Genomic DNA, 17,022 nt, shown 5'->3' with positions numbered 1-17,022 from the left:
TTCAGTTAACAGTTCGTCAACTGCCAGTTGGATTGTCAATGCGCGCTGCGCATTTAACAATCAGTCAACACGAAATACATGGAGACGCGGGACATGACTTCCCACTCGGCCGGACACGCCGTCAGGCGTGAGCTGCGCAACCGCATTCTTGTCGTCACTGTCGACAATCCGCCCGTCAACGCGCTGGGCGTCGCGGTGCGGTGCGCACTGAGCGACGCTATCGGAGCCGCCGAACGGGACCCGGTGTTCTGGCAGCCGTCGCCGCTGATCGTCGATCTCGTCGAGCGCGGCGCCACCCTGGCGAGCCTCAATCACACCGCCTGATCCGTTCGATTCTTCATGCCACTTTGCAGAGCCAGACCATGCGAGAAGCCGTCATTGTCTCCACCGCGCGCACGCCATTGACCAAAGCGCACCGTGGAGAATTCAACATCACACCCGGTCCCACGCTGGCTTCGTTCGCGGTGCGTGCGGCCGTCGAACGCTCGGGCGTCGACCCGGAACTGATCGAGGACGCGATCCTCGGTTGCGGCTATCCGGAAGGCAACACGGGCCGCAACATCGCGCGCCAGACTGTGATCCGTGCGGGGTTGCCGCTGTCGATCGCGGGCACGACGGTGACGCGTTTCTGCGCGTCGGGCCTGCAGGCCATCGCGATGGCGGCCGGCCGTATCGTTGTCGACGGTGCGCCGGCGATGATCGCGGGCGGCGTCGAAAGCATCTCCAGCATCCGTACGCGTGAAGACGGCGTGACCGCGCTCGACCCGTGGATCGTCGAGCACAAGCCTTCGCTCTACATGACGATGATCGATACCGCCGACATCGTGGCGCAGCGCTACGGCATCAGCCGCGAAGCGCAGGACCATTTCTCGGTGGAAAGCCAGCGGCGCACGGCGGAGGCACAACTCGCCGGCCGCTATGCCGACGAGATCGTGCCCGTGACGACCACGATGGCCGTGACCGACAAGGAGACGGGCGCCGTCAGCCGGCGTGAGGTGACGGTCTCGGCGGATACCTGCAATCGTCCCGGCACCACCATTGAGGCGCTGGCGAAGCTCGCCCCCGTCAAAGGCCCCGACAAATTCATCACGGCAGGCAACTCGTCGCAGTTTTCCGATGGCGCATCGGCCTGCGTGATGATGGAAGCGAAAGCCGCCGAGCGCGCGAACCTCACTCCGCTCGGCGCATTCCGGGGTCTCGCGGTAGCAGGCTGCGAGCCGGATGAGATGGGCATCGGCCCGGTGCTTGCCGTACCGAAGCTGCTCGCACGCCATGGGCTGACGGTCGGCGATATCGGCCTGTGGGAACTCAACGAAGCATTCGCCTCGCAGGCGGTCTATTGCCAGCAACGCCTGGGCATTCCGTCCGAGCGCCTCAACGTCGACGGCGGCGCGATTTCCATCGGGCATCCGTACGGCATGACGGGCTCGCGCCTCGCGGGTCACGTCCTCATCGAAGGCCGGCGTCGTGGCGTGAAGTACGCGGTCGTCACGATGTGCATTGCGGGCGGCATGGGCGCCGCCGGCCTCTTCGAAATCTATTGAGAGAAACAGCATATGGATTTGAACTTCACCCCTGAGGAGGAAGCCTTTCGCCAGCAGGTCGTGCGCTTCCTGAACGACAAACTGCCCGCGCGGCTCTCCAGCAAGGTGCGCAGCGGCTTGCGCCTCACGCGCGGCGACATGGCCGAATGGCACGCGATCCTGAACGAACAGGGCTGGCTCGCGAATCACTGGCCCGAACAATACGGCGGTCCGGGCTGGAACGCCGTGCAGAAGTTCATCTTCGAGAACGAGTGCGCGCTGGCGGGCGCGCCGCGCATCGTGCCGTTCGGCGTAAATATGCTGGGGCCCGTGCTCATCAAGTTCGGCGACGAAGCGCAGAAGCGTCACTGGCTGCCGCGCATTCTCGATGGTTCCGACTGGTGGTGCCAAGGTTATTCGGAGCCGGGTTCGGGTTCCGATCTGGCGTCGGTCAAGACGAGCGCGGTGCGCGGCATCGATGACGAAGGCGAGCACTACATCGTCAACGGCCAGAAGACGTGGACGACGCTCGGCCAGCACGCGAACATGATCTTCTGCCTCGTGCGTACGGCGACGGATGTACGCAAGCAGGAGGGCATCAGTTTCTTGCTCGTCGACATGAAATCGCCGGGCATCGAAGTGCGTCCCATCATCACGCTCGAAGGCGAACACGAAATCAACGAAGTGTTCTTCACCGATGTGCGCGTGCCCGCTGCGAATCTGGTCGGCGAGGAGAACCGGGGCTGGACGGTCGCGAAGTATCTGCTGACCTACGAGCGCACCAACATCGCGGGCGTCGGCTTCTCGGTTGCAGCGCTGGCGCGCTTGCGCCGCGCGGCGCAGAACGTGACGCGCAACGGCCGTCCGCTCGTCGACGATCCGCTCTTTGCAGCGCGCGTCGCCCGCGTCGAAATCGACCTGGAGAACATGAAGACGACCAACCTGCGCGTGATCGCCGCGGTAGCGGGCGGCGGTGTGCCGGGCGCGGAAAGCTCGATGCTGAAGATTCGCGGCACCGAGATTCGCCAGGAACTGACGTCGCTGATGCGCCGCGCGATGGGGCCGTACGCACAGCCCTTTGTCGAAGAAGCGCTGCACGAAGACCATGACGATGCGCCCATTGGCCCCGACGAGGCCGCGAGCGCCGCCGCGCTTTACTTCAACAACCGCAAGCTGTCGATTTTCGGCGGCTCCAATGAAATCCAGAGGAACATCATCTCGAAGATGATCCTGGGACTGTAAGAGGATCGCGATGAATTTCCAGCATACCGAAGACCGCCGCATGCTGGCGGATACGCTGAACCGTTTCGTCAGCGAGCAGTACAGCTTCGCGAAGCGCGACGAACTGGCGCGCAGCGACTCGGGCTTCAGCCGTGAACTGTGGGTTCGCTTTGCGGAACTGGGCATCGTTGGCGCGCTCTTCGACGAGGCCGACGGTGGTTTCGGCGGAAAGGGTTTCGATATTGCCGTTGTCTTCGAGAGCCTCGGACGCGGCCTCGTGGTCGAACCGTTTCTCGGCGCCCTGATGGTCGGGCGCGCGCTGGCCCTGGCTGGCAGCGACGCACAGAAGGCGCTGATTGACGGTTTGATCGAAGGCCACACTGCTGCGGCGCTTGCTCACGACGAACCCGGCTCGCACTACGAACTCGCGAAGGTGACCACGCGCGCCGTGCGCAGTTCGAATGGCTGGGTGCTGACGGGCAGGAAGGCTGTCGTCCAGCTGGGCGCCGAGGCCGACTTCTTTCTCGTCTCGGCGCGTACCAGCGGTGCCGCCGACGCCGAAGAGGGCATCTCGCTCTTCGTCGTTCCGCGCGAGACGGAAGGCGTCGCGCTGCGCGGCTACGGAAAGATCGACGGCGGGCGCGCTGCCGAAATCTGCCTCAACGAAGTGTGTCTTCCCGACACGGCATTGCTCGGCGAACGCGATGCGGGCTTCACGACGCTCGAGTACTGCATTGGCGCGGGTGTGCTCGCATTGTGCGCCGAGGCGCTCGGCGCGATGGACGTCGCGAAGGAACACACGCTTGAGTACCTGCGCACGCGCAAGCAGTTTGGCGTCGCGATCGGCAGCTTCCAGGCATTGCAGCACCGCATGGCTGATCTGTTGCTGGAGATCGAGCAGGCCCGCTCTGCGGTGATCAATGCGGCCGCCGCATTTGGCGCGGGCCGGGTAGAGCGCGAACGCGCGCTGTCGGCGGCGAAGTACACGATCGGCCGCGTCGGTGCGCAGGTCGCCGAAGAATCCATCCAGTTGCACGGCGGCATCGGCATGACATGGGAACTGCCGCTTGCCCACTACGCGAAGCGCCTCGTGATGATCGACCATCAACTGGGCGATGAAGACCACCATCTCGAACGCTACATCACCTTGAACCGGAGTGAATCACGATGAACGAACCTATCCTTGCACGCCGCGAAGGCGCGGTGCAGGTGCTGTCCTTCAACAATCCGTCTGCGCGCAATGCGCTCACAGCCGAGGTGTACGCGGCGCTTCCGGCTGCCATCGAAGCGGCGCAAAACGATCGCGAAGTCGGCGCTATCGTGCTGACGGGCGTGGGCGGCGCGTTCTGCGCGGGCGGCGACCTGAAACGGCTGGCGCAGCGGCGCCTGGCGACGCCGTCCGAGCGGCGCGCGGGCATCGAAGGTCTGCACAACATGATTCGCTCGCTGCGCGACTGCGGCAAGCCAGTGATCGCAGCAGTCGAAGGCGCGGCAGCCGGCGCGGGGCTCTCGATCGCACTCGCGTGCGACATGCTCGTGACCGCGCGCAACGCGTCGTTCTCCGTGGCCTACGTCAAGGTGGGCCTGTCGCCAGACGGCGGGGCGACGGCATTTCTGTCCGGTGTCGTCTCCCGGCAGCTGATGACGGAGCTGTGTCTGACGGGGCGGCCCGTCACAGGCGAACGCATGCATGCACTCGGCGTCGCGAATCGACTCGCCGAGCCGGGCAGCGCACTGTCGGAAGCCGTGGCGCTCGCGCAATCGCTCGCGGCGGGACCCGAGCGCGCGATCGCACGGATCAAGAGTCTGTGCCGCCACGCGGGTGGAAACACGGTGGACGCGCAGCTCGACCTCGAAGCCGATTACATGGCGGAATCGCTTGGCGACAATGAATCCGCCGAAGGCATCAACGCCTTTTTCGATAAGCGCGCCGCCGATTTTTCGGCGTTGCGCCGTGCGTCCGAAGCCAGTTCGTGCTAGACGCGGCGCCTTCGTCACTCTTTGTCATTCCGGATCTGTCATGTCGAACCTCGATTCATCCCTGCCGCTTGCCGGTGTTCGCATTCTCGATTTATCCCGCGTGCTGGCGGGGCCGTGGTGCGCGATGGTGCTCGGCGATCTCGGCGCAGAAGTCATCAAGGTCGAGCATCCGAAGCGCGGCGACGACACGCGCGATTGGGGCATCCGCGTCGGCACGACCGAGACGGCTTACTTCAACAGCGTGAACCGCAACAAGCGATCAGTGTGTCTCGATCTGCAAACGGAAGAGGGCCAGCAGATCGCCCGCGAACTGGCACAGCAGTGCGACGTCGTGATCCAGAACTTCAAGTTCGGCGGCGCGGAGAAACTGGGCCTCGGTTATGAGCAACTCAAGGAAGGACGCGAGAACCTCATCTACTGCTCGATCTCCGGCTACGACCGGCACGGGCCGGAAGCGGCGCGTCCCGGCTACGATCTTGTCGTTCAGGGCGAAGCCGGGCTGATGGCGCTCAACGGCGAGGCCCATCAGCCGCCGCTCAAGTTCGGCGTAGCCGCCGTCGATCTGTTCACGGGGATGTACTCCGCACAGGCGGTGCTCGCAGCACTCTTCGAGCGTCAGAAGACGGGCAAGGGACGCCACATTGAAATGGCGCTCTTCGATTGCGGGCTGATGATCACGTCGTACTACGGACTGGAGGCGTTGATCATGGGCGAGGATCCGCCGCGCTACGGCAATTCGCATCCGTCGATCATGCCCTACGGCGTATTCGATGCAGAGGATGGCCCGCTTGTCATTGCTGTCGGCAACAACCGCCAGTACGAGCGATTCTGTCGCGAGGTCATCGAGCGTCCCGATCTCGCCGACGACGAGCGTTTTCGCACGAACATTTCCCGCACCACACACCGCGAAGTGCTCGCACCCGAACTCCAGCAAGAGATCAGGAAGCGCAAGCGCAAGGTGTTGCTCGAACGTTTGACGCAAGCCTGCATTCCTTGTGGCGAGGTCGCGGGCCTTCACGAAGCGCTCAATTCGACGCGGGCGGGAGAGGCTGGACTCGTGACCACCTACACACATCCCGAAGCAGGCAGCACGCATGTGCTCGCGCCGCCATATCGCTTCGACGGCGCGCGCCTTCCGGTTCGCACAGCCCCGCCGCAACTCGGCGAAGGCACGAACGATGTACTCCAGTCGCTGCTCGGGCTGTCCGCCGAACGGCTTTCGCAACTGAAGGCAGAAGGCGTCGTGTGACGCTGGATCACGCGTTATTGCACAAGGACCGTTCAATGAGTCAAACCGCTTTTACGAATGCTGTGACCGAACTGTTCGGCACGCGGCTGCCGATCGTTGCCGGTGGCCTGATGTGGCTCGCCGATGCGGACTATGTCGCCGCCGCCTCGCGTGCCGGCATCATCGGCTTCATCACGGCCGCGAGCTTCCCTGAGCCTGATGCACTGCGGGCCGAGATCCGGCGCTGCCGCGAACTGTGCGAGGGCGGCCCGTTCGGCGTCAACGTGTCGATGCTGCCGAAGCTCGTCCCGGGCGAGAAAACGCGCGAGGTGTTCGAGCTGGTCGTCGACGAAGGCGTGAAGTATGTCGAAACCTCGGGGCGCAATCCCGAGGAATTCATGCCGCTGCTCAAAGCGGCCTGCGTCAAGGTGCTTCACAAAGTGCCCGCGCTCCGGTTCGCGGTCAAGGCTGCCGCTGTCGGCGTCGATGCCGTGGCGATCGTCGGCGCGGAATGCGGCGGACATCCCGGTCTCGACATGGTGGGCTCGTTCGTCAACGCCGCGTGGGCCGAGAGCCACCTCGACATTCCCTATCTGATCGGCGGCGGCATCGGTCGCGGCTCGCAGCTTGCCGCGGCGCTCGCGATGGGCGCGTCGGGCGTGGTGGTCGGTACGCGCTTCGCCGTGGCCGAAGAGATCTGGGCGCACGACAACTACAAGCGCCGTCTGGTGGAAGCCGGACCGACCGATACCGATCTGTGCATGCAGTCCGTGCGCAATACCGTGCGGACGCTGCGCAACGAGACGACGGCGGCCGTGAAGGAACTCGAGGCACAGAACCCGGACATCACGATTGCCGACCTGATGCCGATGGTCGCGGGCAAGATCGGTCGCAACGCTTATGTGACGGGCGACTGGTCGAAGGGATTGCTTTCCGCCGGACAGTCGCTCGCCTTCACCGACCGGATCGAACCGCTTGCTGACATCGTGCTCCGGTTCGAGTGCGACATGCGGCAGGCGATGGGACGGCTGGCGAGCCACTGACGCTGCCGGGCAAGCGGTGCCGACAGAAGCCCGCGGCGCGGTTGCATCGAGCGCCAAGACGCTCAATTCGTTCCGACAGACAACAGACAGCAGGCAGGAGACAAACGCATGCAGCAAGCCCATATCGAATCAATCCAGGCGAGCCCCGCGTACCGGCGGCTCATCGCGTCACGCCGGCGATTCAGCTTCACGCTGACCGCGCTGATGATCGCCACGTATTACGGCTTTATCCTGTTCGTCGCGGTGGCGCCGCATCTGCTGGCGCGACCGTTGTATGCGGGCGCGACGACCACGATCGGCGTACTCGTGGGCGTCTGCATCATTGCGGTGGCGATCACGCTGACCGCCTGGTACGTGCTTCACGCAAACCGCAGCTTCGATCCTTCGATGCGCGCACTACTCGTCAACGCATCGCAGGAGAGTGAAGCATGAAGCTCGTTCGTTCTTTGTTGTGTGCGGGTCTCGCATCGACAGCTGCGCTCGCTCGCGCGTCGGGCATCGAAGCTCCGGTGGCTGACCGCGTCGAACTGAACCCGGTGGCGATCGGCATGTTCCTGCTGTTCGTGCTCGTGACGCTCGGCATCACGCGCTGGGCTTCGCGTAGAACGCGCACGACGCGCGATTTCTATAGCGCGGGCGGCGGTATCTCCGGCTTCCAGAACGGGCTCGCGATCGCCGGGGACTACATGTCGGCGGCGTCGTTCCTGGGCCTTTCCGGCATGGTGTATCTGTTCGGATTCGACGGCCTGATCTATTCGATCGGCTTTCTGGTCGGCTGGCCGTTTGTGATGTTCCTGCTCGCTGAACCCCTGCGCAATCTGGGCAAATATACGTTCGTCGACGTGGTCGCCTACCGCTTCGAGCAGGCGCCGATCCGTCTGTTGACGGCGAGCACATCGCTCGTCGTCGTGGTGTTCTATCTGGTCGTGCAGATGGTCGGCGCGGGCAAGCTGATCCAGTTGCTGTTCGGCTTGCAGTACTGGATGGCGGAAGTGATCGTCGGCGCGCTGATGGTGGTCTACGTGTTCTTCGGCGGCATGACGGCCACCACGTGGGTGCAGATCATCAAAGCCGTGCTGCTGCTATGCGGCGCGACGTTCATGGCCGTTACCGCGCTCGCTCACTTCGGTTTCAGTCCCGACGAGATGTTCCGGCGCGCCGTCGACGTTCATCCCGGCGCGCTCAGCATCATGGCGCCCGGCAAGCTGCTGAAGGACCCGCTCAACGCGCTGTCGCTCGGCATCGCGCTGATGTTCGGCACGGCGGGGTTCCCGCATATCCTGATGCGTTTTTTCACGGTGCCGAGCGCGAAAGAGGCGCGCAAGTCGGTATTCATCGCAACGGGGTTCATCGGCTACTTCTATCTGCTGACGTTTGTTATCGGCTTCTCCGCGATTGCGTTGCTCGCGCAGCATCCCGAGTTCTTCAAGACGGCGGCAGACGGGCATTTCAATCTCACGCGCGACCTGCTGGGTGGTTCAAACATGGTTGCCGTCAAGCTGGCGCAGGCCGTGGGCGGCAACCTGTTTTACGGGTTCATCGCCGCCGTCACGTTCGCGACGATCCTGGCCGTGGTGGCGGGCCTCACGCTCTCCGGCGCGACCACGGTTTCGCACGATCTGTACGCGTGCTGGCTCGCGCGGGGCAAGCGGAATGAAGCCCATGAAATGCGCATTTCGCGCGCAGCGACGCTGATTTTAAGCGTCGTCGCCATCGGCCTCGGCATTCTCTTCGAGCACGTCAACGTGGCGTTTCTGGTCGGCCTCGTGGCGGCCGTCGCGGCGAGCGCGAACTTCCCGGTGCTGGTGTCGTCGATCTTCTGGCGCGGCATGACGACGCGCGGCGCGGTAGTTGGCGGCGCGCTCGGCCTGATATCCGCCGTGCTGCTGACGCTGCTGTCGAAATCGGTGTGGGTCGACGTGCTGCATCACGCGCATACGCCCGTGTTTCTCGACAATCCCGCGCTGGTTTCAGTGCCGCTAGCGTTCGCGGGAATCTGGCTCTTTTCGATACTGGATCGCGGTGCTCGCGCGCAGCGGGAGCAGGAAGCGTTTGCGTTGCAGGAGTTCTATGGGCAGACGGGCTTGCTGCCGATAAAGGCCGTCGACCATTGAAGCGTAAGCGATTGCATTCAGGAATCGGTCAACGCTTCATGCAACGTCGAGCGAAATCGCCGCACGGCTGGTGACATGGGGGTTTTCCTGCGATAGAAAAGCCGAACCTTGCTTTCGAATAATGCCGTTTCGTAGGGCAGGGCCGCGAGATCGCGGCCCGCATAGGTCTGGAGCATCCGTTCGGTCAGCATCGTGATCAGATCGCTGTTGCGCAGCAGCGATGTCAGCAGCGAAATCGACGCGTCGGTTTCGATCACGGCCTGCGGGGACGCCAGATCGTGGTCCTGGAAGTAGCGATCGACGATCTGGCGCAACCCATGTCCTGGCAGCGGCAGCAACCATTTTGCCGCTTGCAGCAGGCGTGGATCGGCAGGCGTATGCGCGAGCGGATGACCCTGCCGCGCGACGATCCGGTAGCGCTGGCTGCCGATGTCATCGGACTGGAGTTCTTCGTCCGCGACGGTCTGCGGCGTGAAGCAAAGCGCGAGATCGAGTTGCCCGTCCTTCAGTTCGTCGAATAGCAGCGCCGACACCTGCACGGAGAGCCGGAACGAGACGGCGCTCTCGCGAGTCGTATAGCGGGCAAGGATGGGCAGTGTGCGCGTTCGCCGCGCAGGGCCTCGCGTTCGTATCGCTGCCGTTCTACTTCGAAGACGTGCTGCATCGCAGCCAGATTGAGACGGGGTTCCTGATTACGCCCTGGCCGGTTGTCGTTGCGCTTGTCGCGCCCATTGCCGGACGCCTGTCGGATCGCTATCCGCCCGGCGCACTGGGCGCGGCCGGGCTCGCCTGTCTGTGCGTGGGTCTCGCGTCGCTCTCGTTGCTACCCGCACATCCTTGCGCGTACTCGATCGCGATACGGATGGGGATCTGCGGTGTCGGCTTCGGTTTTTTCCAGTCGCCGAACATCAAGGCGTTGATGGCAAGCGCGCCGCACGCGCGCAGCGGCGGCGCCAGCGGCGTCGTCGCGACCTCGCGCCTGATCGGACAGGCCACGGGCGCTGCGCTGGTTGCGTTGTTTTTTGGACTGGACGGACAGCACGGACCCATACTCGCTCTGTTTGGCGGCGCGATGTTCGCGGGCATCGGCGGCATAGCGAGCGGCTTGCGGTTGATGGCGCACCCGCATCGGCCAGGGTGTGCCGGGGAGTGAAATGGGCATCGCGTGCCACACGCATGGGTGACGTCACCGCTAGGACGGTGGCCGTGTAGGCCACTCGCGTCTGCAACACGGCGGACATGAAGTGATCTTCGGCATGAAGTTTTCCGGTGTCTGGTCAATTAGCTGCGATTCCGCGACGTGGGCACTTCAAGAGGCGGGCGGATGCATGTGATTTCCCCAAGCCTGAAGCAGTCCATAGAAGGACGGACTGGGTGGGGATCCAAGTGGCGGCAACGGTCGCCCCGTCAAGCGGTACTGAACACGCTCGTGGCACACGCCGGCTATTTCGCGTACTTTGCCAACGAGGAACGGATCGCCGGGTCGTTCATGTTTTTTGGCGTAACGGTGACCACGTCGACAAATATATTGCGGGGCGGCGGATGGCCCTGCAGTGCCTCCACTAGCGACGCCAAGCCGAGGTAACCCATGCGATAAGGGTCCTGCAATATGGCGGCGTAAACGATTCCTCTTTTGAGGCCTTCCAGGAATTCCGGACGCCAGTCGAACAGCACAAGGCGCGGGCGCTGGCCGACTGCCGCATTTTCAATTACCCGCAGAGCGCCGTAGGCGATGGGTTCGGCCGGCGCGAAAACGGCGTCCAGGTGGGCTGGGTACGTGCTTAGCACTTCAGCGATCCGTGCTTCGGCATCGCGGGGTCGATACCCGACGTAGGCATCGATCACCACATCCCATCCCTCGCTCCGGGCGACGCTTAAGAATCCGCTTTCTCTCGCGGTAGTCGAACTCACGTTGGGCGCGAGCCGCAGCATCGCCACCTTGGCACCCTTTTTCAAAACCGGTACCAGGCTGAGGGCGGCCTTCCTGCCTGCGCCGAAATTGTCTGTGTACACCGTCGAGATGCCGTCGTAATCGGCGTTATACCGATCCACGAGGATCAGGGGGACAGGGATTGAAACCCGCGTGTCGCTTTTCAATGGTTCCGGTGCCAGTAGCACACCCGCGACTCCTTGCGTCACCATGTAATCGATAATGCGCAACTGGATATTTGATGTATCGAGCGACTCACCGTCGGACGGGCTGCGGGTCAGCAGATCTACATGATGATCATGGGCCGACTGTTGTATCCCCTTGAGCATTGTCTGGTAAAAAACAAGCGACGAGCCGGGTAGCACGACGCCGATCGTGGTCGCATGCGCGGTCTGCACGATCCCCGCCAACGACCAGAGCAGCATGAATAATCTCAGACGTCCAAGCATGATGTGTCCACTGGCAGTGGCCTGGAGCCGACCGCGTAAGCTTGCGGGAAAGCATTGCCTTGTTATGAAGGTTCTTGCCAGCATGCGAAATCGTTACCTCGGGCCAACTTTCGCCGACCTTGCGGAATAATAAGCCGATGACCGACGGCCTGCCATCGGGACCTAACCTAGATCGGACTCCGACGCCGTCCGGTCTTTAGAGGCGCTGTGAGAAAGCCAGCATTCCGGGTGCAGGTCATTTGGCGCGGCTTTTTCTTTGAACGTTCGCGCCGGTCGTGCGATCACTTCGGGAATTTCTCGTTAAGGTTCGCCAGATGCGCATCCAGCGCGGTCAGCAACCCGATACGCCTGGCAGTTTTCGGCTGCGCGTTTTTGAAATGGCGGTCGAGCGCTGCGGCCAGCTGTTCGCTTTCGTGCCTGGAACCGACGGACAAGCTTTGTCCTCATCCGTCAATTGCGGCGTTTCGCGCAGGGCTTGCCTGCATGGTCAGGGATGAACAACCGGAAGGCCGGGCGCGTTAATGTTGTCGCTCGCGCGACGCATCGTTGATCGGCGTGTGCTGCATCTGATCAGGATGTGGCTGGAATGCCCCGTTGAAGAAACCGATGACCGAGGCCGGCAGAAACGGACGACGGAGGCTCGAGACAGTCGGCGCGGGATTTCACAGGCGTGGGGAAGACGTTCGGCCTTCAGCGCAGTCTTGGCAGTCGAATAGTGACCTACGCAGACGATCCCGTCATCCTGTGCAAGCGGCAAGGCCCTTCGGTCTCGTACAGCGGAAGTTATTTGCTTGAATTCCGGAAAGCCAATCGAGTTCCTCTAAAGTAGTCCGTGTTCGGCGAAAGTTCGAGGGAACCACAACCCGCTTGAATTCGCCACTCAACCCAATCGCACGCGGGCAGCTTTACCGTCCGCATCGTTGGGTGCGACCTTCTTCATGTCGCTTCCGACCCACCGCTCTTCAGAAGACTTCAGATGCGATCGCATCGCTGCTTGTGCGGCAAGCGGGTCTCCTGCCTGCAGTGCATGCAGGACTCTCTCGTGCTCTTCAACGGCAGCCATCCACGTAGTCGTATTTTCGGCGAGTTCACTAATCCTCGCCCCGATCGGATCGCGCCTCGCGTCAAACAGATCGGCCACGTATCGGCTCAACACCGTGTTGCCCGCAGCCTCCGCGATGATGAGGTGGAATTGCCGGTCCGGTTCCAGCGGAGATTTGCCGGCGGACGCAAGGCGATGCATGGCATCCACGCTGCGCCGCAACCGGTCCAGAGAGGCGGCTGTGAGTCGCGTGCTGGCGAGCACGACGAGGCTGCCTTCGATCACAGCCCGCGCCTGCATGATTTCCGTCGGGCTTTCGCCTAGTACCGCCAGCGATCCTTCGCTTTCGTTTGCGGTTTCGCGCACATAGACACCCGAACCCATGCGGGTCTCGACGCTGCCGCCGATTTCCAGTGCGATCAGCGCCTCGCGCAGCGACGGGCGCGAAACGCCCAGTTGCTGCGACAACTCACGCTCAGCCGGCAACCTTGACCCCGGAGGGAAATCGCCCCCGTGGATGAGGCCGCGAATCTGGTCGGCGACCAATTGGTAAAGCCGCTTTGGCTCAGTCTGTTTCATCTTGCTGGCAAAAGGAAAAGTGGCGCGGGCGCCTGGCGCGCCTGGCGGTCAAGTCTATCACGCAAGCTCCGCCAGGTTCTCCGCGCATTCGGTGGGAAGCATAGGGGTTTGTTCTAGGTAAGGCCAATCTACAAAGTATGAAAATTGGCTTGACCAGTTTCCCTTTTTATTCTCTAATCTGCCTCAGATTGGCCTGACCATCACAAGCGCCGCATAAAGAAGGAGACACGCGTGACAGACTTGAGCGCTGAACTGGCCCCGCGCGCGGTGGGCGGCTTCGGTTCGAAGGAACCTACGGAGCTATTGAAACTCAGCGGGCTGGGCAAGCGGTTCCCCGGTGTGGTTGCACTGGATGACGTGCACTTCGAATTGCGCCGCGGCGAAGTACACGCGATTTGCGGCGAGAACGGCGCGGGCAAGTCGACCCTGATGAAAATCGTCAGCGGCCAATACCAGCCGGATGCCGGCACGATCGTTTTTCGCGGCATGGAACGGCGGTTCGCGTCCTCACTGGAGGCACAAAAAGCCGGCATTGCGATCATTCACCAGGAACTGAATCTGGTGCCGCACCTTTCGATTGCGGAAAACATCTACCTGGCACGCGAGCCCAAACGCGGACCGTTCATCGATCGCGCGCGGCTGAATGGCGACGCCCGGCGCGCGCTCGCCCGCATTGGATTGTCGTTGCCACCCACCAGGCTGGTGGGGACGCTGTCAATCGCCCAGCAGCAGATGGTTGAGATCGCCAAGGCGCTCTCGCTCGACGCCCAGGTGCTGATCATGGACGAACCCACTTCGTCGCTCACGGAATCCGAAACCATGCACCTGTTCCGGATCATCAAGGAGTTGCGCGAGAGCGGGGTGGGCATTGTCTACATCTCTCATCGTCTCGACGAAATGAAGCAGATTGTCGACCGCGTGACGGTGCTGCGCGACGGGCGCCACATTTCCACCGACGATTTCGCGGCGACCAGCATGGATGAGATCGTTGCGCGGATGGTCGGCCGGGCGCTGAACGATGCATACCCGCCGCGCCGGTCGGTTCCGACGCAGGACGTGCTGCTGCGTGTCGACAATCTGTCGCGCGCACCGGCATTCGGGCCGGTTTCGTTCGAATTGAGACGAGGCGAGATTCTCGGCTTCGCCGGTTTGATGGGCGCAGGCCGGACCGAAGTGGCGCGGGCGATTTTTGGTGCCGACCAACCGGACGGCGGCGAGATTCATATCGGCAGCGAGCGCGTCTCGATCCGCTCGCCTATCGATGCGATCCGCCACGGTATCGCGTATCTATCGGAAGACCGCAAGAGTGACGGCCTCGCGTTGAAGATGCCGGTCGCGACCAATATCACGCTGGCCAATATCGAAGCGGTGTCGGGGCGCGCGGGCTTCATCCGCTTTGCCGACGAAGCGGCCATCGCACGGCGCTACGTCGAAACGCTCGGCATCCGCACGCCGACGGTCCATCAACTCACGCGCAACCTGTCCGGCGGCAATCAGCAGAAGGTCGTCATCGGCAAATGGCTGTTTCGCGAATCGAAGATTCTGTTTTTCGACGAACCCACGCGCGGGATCGACGTCGGCGCGAAATATGCGATCTACACGCTGATGGATCAGCTCGCCGCGCAGGGCATCGGCGTCGTGCTGATCAGTTCGGAATTGCCCGAGATTCTCGGCATGTCCGATCGCATCGCGGTATTCCACGAAGGCCGGATCGCCGGAGTTCTGGAGACGCGTCACACCAATCAGGAAGAAATCATGCACTTCGCATCGGGACGAAACCATGCTTGAAATAACATCTGACCAGACCGCTAGTGTCGACAGCAGCGCGAAACTCCGCCGTCGCGACCTGATCCAGAAATTTGCCGCGCTCGGCAGTCTGATCATGCTGGTGGTCGTCTTTTCATCGACCAGTTCGGCGTTCTTCTCGGTGGAAAACGGCATGACGGTCGCCTTGCAGGTGACGTCGATTGCCTATCTCGGCGTGGCGGCAACCTGCGTGATCATTACCGGCGGAATCGACCTGTCCGTGGGTTCCGTACTCGCGCTGTCCGGCGTGGTCGCCGCGTTGCTGGTCAAGGCTGGCGTGCCGATTCCCCTCGGCATGCTCGGCGGCGTCGTGGTGGGCGGCCTGTGCGGACTCGTCAATGGCCTGTGCGTGACGCGTATGGGTCTGCCGCCGTTTATCGCCACGCTCGGCATGATGCTGGTCGCGCGCGGTCTCGCACTTCAGATCACTGGCGCGCGCCCGGTTTCGGGACTTGGTGACGCGTTCGGCGAACTCGGAAATGGCGCGCTGTTCCGCATCTCGCATATCGGGGCGGACGGGTTCCCCGATACGGTATTTCCGGGCATTCCCTATCCCGTGATCATCATGGTGGTGCTGGCGGTGGCCGTGTCGATCATGCTGACGCGCACTTCACTTGGCCGCCACATCTACGCAGTCGGATCGAATGCCGAAGCTGCGCGGCTCTCCGGCGTCAATGTCCGACGCGTCACCTTATTTACTTATGTGCTGTCCGGCGTGCTCGCCGGTCTGACGGGTTGCGTGCTGATGTCGCGTCTCGTCACAGCGCAACCAAACGAAGGCGTCATGTACGAGCTCGATGCGATCGCCAGCGCCGTGATTGGCGGGACGTCCCTGATGGGCGGCGTCGGCACGATCTCGGGTACGGCCATTGGTGCGTTCGTCATCGGCGTGCTGCGCAATGGCCTGAACATGAACGGCGTATCGAGTTTCGTCCAGCAAATCATTATCGGACTGGTCATTCTCGGCACGGTCTGGATCGATCAGGTTAGAAACCGCAGATAAAGCACATCGAATGATGCCATTCGAGAAGTCCAACAAAGCAGTGCAATCACCAACCCAAGGAGTGAGACATGAAAAAGAAATATCTGGCATGGGCCGCCGCGCTTTTGACCGCAGTGGCGGCGCACGCGAATGCGGCGGGCGGAGAGATCGCCGTTATCGTCAAGACGGCCAACTCGAATTTCTGGCAGAACGTGCAGAAAGGTGCAGCGGAGGGCATGAAGGGGCTGAACGGCTACACGATGACGTTTCAGGGACCGGCGACCGAGTCAGCGGTGGCCGACGAGGTCAATATGGTCGAGAACGCGGTGAACCGGCATGTTGCGGCGATCGTGCTCGCGCCGTCCGATCCGGATGCACTGGTCCCCGCAATGAAGAAGGCCTGGGAGGCAAAAATTCCGGTTGTCCTGATCGATTCGCTCGTGTCCGATTCCGGCAAGCAGTATTACCAGTCGTTTCTCTCGACCGATAACGCCAAGGCCGGCGAGATGTGCGCCAAAGCGATGATCGACCGTGTCGGACAGACAGGGAAGGTCGCTGTGATGTCGTACGTTGCCGGCGCGGGTTCCGAGATTGGCCGCGTGGGCGGGTTCCGGAAGTATCTCGCGGAACACTCGAAGCTGCAGATTGTCGGACCGTTCTATTCGCAGTCGCAGATGGCGACCGCGCTCAATCAGACGACCGACGTGCTGTCGGCGAATCCGGATCTGAAGGGTATCTTCGGTGCGAATGAACCGACTGCCGTAGGAGTGGGACGCGCGTTGGCGCAGTCCGGGAAAGCCGGCAAGATCGTCGCGATCGGCTTTGACGGCAACCAGGACCTGCAGGGCTTCGTCAAGGACGGAACCATCCAGGCGATCGCTGTTCAGGGTTCCTATCAAATGGGCTACAAAGGCGTCAAAACGGCGGTGGAGGTCATCGAACACAAGCCGGTTACGAAGCAACTGGATACCGGTGTCGTGATGGTCGACAAGAACAACATCGATCAGCCGGCTGCGAAGAACGTCTTGTATTGAAGCGCGGCGCGGACGATGCCCGACGGCGTTGTCCGCCCTTGAGGACTGCGCCGTTCAGGACGCGCGGTAAAGCGTTGAACATCGAGAAACG

General features: G+C 62.5%; 16 protein-coding genes and 1 pseudogene. 14 read left to right on the top strand and 3 right to left on the bottom strand.

The features are described from left to right. The first annotated feature begins 93 nt into the window (after window positions 1-93). From B0G81_RS16405 to B0G81_RS16365, 9 genes are all read left to right on the top strand, one after another. The gene (locus B0G81_RS16405; RefSeq protein WP_134137539.1) at window positions 94-324 is read left to right on the top strand and encodes a hypothetical protein; all 231 of its coding nucleotides are present in this window, start codon (window positions 94-96) and stop codon (window positions 322-324) included. Window positions 325-362: 38 nt separating this feature from the next. Continuing rightward, on the top strand, window positions 363-1,544 hold the full coding sequence (locus tag B0G81_RS16400; protein WP_134137535.1) for an acetyl-CoA C-acyltransferase: 1,182 nt from the start codon (window positions 363-365) through the stop codon (window positions 1,542-1,544). A 12-nt stretch (window positions 1,545-1,556) separates the two neighbouring features. Further along, window positions 1,557-2,765, top strand: a complete 1,209-nt coding sequence (locus tag B0G81_RS16395; RefSeq protein WP_134137532.1) for an acyl-CoA dehydrogenase family protein — start codon at window positions 1,557-1,559, stop codon at window positions 2,763-2,765. Between the two features lie 10 nt (window positions 2,766-2,775). Then, window positions 2,776-3,915, top strand: a complete 1,140-nt coding sequence (locus tag B0G81_RS16390; RefSeq protein WP_134137530.1) for an acyl-CoA dehydrogenase — start codon at window positions 2,776-2,778, stop codon at window positions 3,913-3,915. Beyond that, window positions 3,912-4,724, top strand: a complete 813-nt coding sequence (locus tag B0G81_RS16385; RefSeq protein WP_134137524.1) for an enoyl-CoA hydratase — start codon at window positions 3,912-3,914, stop codon at window positions 4,722-4,724. The genes B0G81_RS16390 and B0G81_RS16385 overlap by 4 nt, the downstream gene beginning before the upstream one ends. Before the next feature lie 40 nt (window positions 4,725-4,764). Further along, a complete protein-coding gene (locus B0G81_RS16380) occupies window positions 4,765-5,973 on the top strand; it encodes a CaiB/BaiF CoA-transferase family protein (protein ID WP_134137520.1) in 1,209 nt (402 codons plus the stop codon). A 35-nt stretch (window positions 5,974-6,008) separates the two neighbouring features. Continuing rightward, entirely contained in the window at window positions 6,009-6,995 is a 987-nt protein-coding gene (locus B0G81_RS16375) for a nitronate monooxygenase (protein ID WP_134137517.1), read from the top strand. Between the two features lie 108 nt (window positions 6,996-7,103). After that, window positions 7,104-7,427, top strand: coding sequence for a DUF485 domain-containing protein (locus B0G81_RS16370; protein ID WP_134137513.1), 324 nt, complete (start codon window positions 7,104-7,106; stop codon window positions 7,425-7,427). Further along, window positions 7,424-9,109, top strand: a complete 1,686-nt coding sequence (locus B0G81_RS16365) for a cation acetate symporter (RefSeq protein ID WP_134137508.1) — start codon at window positions 7,424-7,426, stop codon at window positions 9,107-9,109. Before B0G81_RS16370 ends, B0G81_RS16365 begins: the two co-directional genes overlap by 4 nt. 17 nt (window positions 9,110-9,126) lie before the next feature. On the opposite strand, the gene B0G81_RS16360 is transcribed toward B0G81_RS16365, so the two are convergent. Beyond that, on the bottom strand, window positions 9,127-9,699 hold the full coding sequence (locus tag B0G81_RS16360) for a LysR substrate-binding domain-containing protein (RefSeq protein ID WP_243856773.1): 573 nt from the start codon (window positions 9,697-9,699) through the stop codon (window positions 9,127-9,129). 2 nt (window positions 9,700-9,701) lie between these two features. On the opposite strand from B0G81_RS16360, the pseudogene B0G81_RS16355 reads away from it, so the two are divergent. Continuing rightward, window positions 9,702-10,262 (top strand): annotated as a pseudogene (locus tag B0G81_RS16355) (MFS transporter); the annotation flags it as partial. Window positions 10,263-10,552: 290 nt separating this feature from the next. Here B0G81_RS16355 and B0G81_RS16350 read toward each other — a convergent pair. Further along, window positions 10,553-11,464 (bottom strand): substrate-binding domain-containing protein, encoded by a 912-nt coding sequence (locus B0G81_RS16350; protein WP_134137498.1) that lies wholly within the window; start codon window positions 11,462-11,464, stop codon window positions 10,553-10,555. 338 nt (window positions 11,465-11,802) lie between these two features. Between B0G81_RS16350 and B0G81_RS43675 the strand changes: the two genes are divergently transcribed. Next, entirely contained in the window at window positions 11,803-11,985 is a 183-nt protein-coding gene (locus B0G81_RS43675; protein WP_166679006.1) for a hypothetical protein, read from the top strand. Between the two features lie 383 nt (window positions 11,986-12,368). Here the strand turns inward: B0G81_RS43675 and B0G81_RS16340 are convergent, their stop codons facing one another. Continuing rightward, window positions 12,369-13,109: a FadR/GntR family transcriptional regulator gene (locus tag B0G81_RS16340; RefSeq protein ID WP_116122239.1), complete on the bottom strand. Its 741-nt coding sequence runs from the start codon at window positions 13,107-13,109 to the stop codon at window positions 12,369-12,371. A 240-nt stretch (window positions 13,110-13,349) separates the two neighbouring features. Between B0G81_RS16340 and B0G81_RS16335 the strand changes: the two genes are divergently transcribed. The 3 genes from B0G81_RS16335 (at window position 13,350) to B0G81_RS16325 (ending at window position 16,931) form a co-directional block, all read left to right on the top strand. Next, window positions 13,350-14,897: a sugar ABC transporter ATP-binding protein gene (locus B0G81_RS16335; protein WP_243856772.1), complete on the top strand. Its 1,548-nt coding sequence runs from the start codon at window positions 13,350-13,352 to the stop codon at window positions 14,895-14,897. Then, a complete protein-coding gene (locus B0G81_RS16330; protein ID WP_116122238.1) occupies window positions 14,890-15,918 on the top strand; it encodes an ABC transporter permease in 1,029 nt (342 codons plus the stop codon). Before B0G81_RS16335 ends, B0G81_RS16330 begins: the two co-directional genes overlap by 8 nt. 68 nt (window positions 15,919-15,986) lie before the next feature. Further along, window positions 15,987-16,931, top strand: a complete 945-nt coding sequence (locus B0G81_RS16325; protein ID WP_134137496.1) for an ABC transporter substrate-binding protein — start codon at window positions 15,987-15,989, stop codon at window positions 16,929-16,931. Window positions 16,932-17,022 lie beyond the last annotated feature (91 nt).

The sequence above is a fragment of the Paraburkholderia sp. BL6665CI2N2 genome (genome assembly GCF_004366535.1).
Classification (GTDB): domain Bacteria; phylum Pseudomonadota; class Gammaproteobacteria; order Burkholderiales; family Burkholderiaceae; genus Paraburkholderia.
The sequence above is the reverse complement of the archived record's forward strand: the minus strand, read 5'-3'. Positions and strand labels throughout refer to the sequence as shown.

Coding starts and splice junctions, on each gene's coding strand:
- B0G81_RS16405 (WP_134137539.1), top strand. CDS start 94: ATGACTTCCCACTCGGCCGGACACGCCGTCAGGCGTGAGCTGCGCAAC.
- B0G81_RS16400 (WP_134137535.1), top strand. CDS start 363: ATGCGAGAAGCCGTCATTGTCTCCACCGCGCGCACGCCATTGACCAAA.
- B0G81_RS16395 (WP_134137532.1), top strand. CDS start 1,557: ATGGATTTGAACTTCACCCCTGAGGAGGAAGCCTTTCGCCAGCAGGTC.
- B0G81_RS16390 (WP_134137530.1), top strand. CDS start 2,776: ATGAATTTCCAGCATACCGAAGACCGCCGCATGCTGGCGGATACGCTG.
- B0G81_RS16385 (WP_134137524.1), top strand. CDS start 3,912: ATGAACGAACCTATCCTTGCACGCCGCGAAGGCGCGGTGCAGGTGCTG.
- B0G81_RS16380 (WP_134137520.1), top strand. CDS start 4,765: ATGTCGAACCTCGATTCATCCCTGCCGCTTGCCGGTGTTCGCATTCTC.
- B0G81_RS16375 (WP_134137517.1), top strand. CDS start 6,009: ATGAGTCAAACCGCTTTTACGAATGCTGTGACCGAACTGTTCGGCACG.
- B0G81_RS16370 (WP_134137513.1), top strand. CDS start 7,104: ATGCAGCAAGCCCATATCGAATCAATCCAGGCGAGCCCCGCGTACCGG.
- B0G81_RS16365 (WP_134137508.1), top strand. CDS start 7,424: ATGAAGCTCGTTCGTTCTTTGTTGTGTGCGGGTCTCGCATCGACAGCT.
- B0G81_RS16350 (WP_134137498.1), bottom strand. CDS start 11,464: ATGCTGCTCTGGTCGTTGGCGGGGATCGTGCAGACCGCGCATGCGACC.
- B0G81_RS43675 (WP_166679006.1), top strand. CDS start 11,803: ATGCGCATCCAGCGCGGTCAGCAACCCGATACGCCTGGCAGTTTTCGG.
- B0G81_RS16340 (WP_116122239.1), bottom strand. CDS start 13,109: ATGAAACAGACTGAGCCAAAGCGGCTTTACCAATTGGTCGCCGACCAG.
- B0G81_RS16330 (WP_116122238.1), top strand. CDS start 14,890: ATGCTTGAAATAACATCTGACCAGACCGCTAGTGTCGACAGCAGCGCG.
- B0G81_RS16325 (WP_134137496.1), top strand. CDS start 15,987: ATGAAAAAGAAATATCTGGCATGGGCCGCCGCGCTTTTGACCGCAGTG.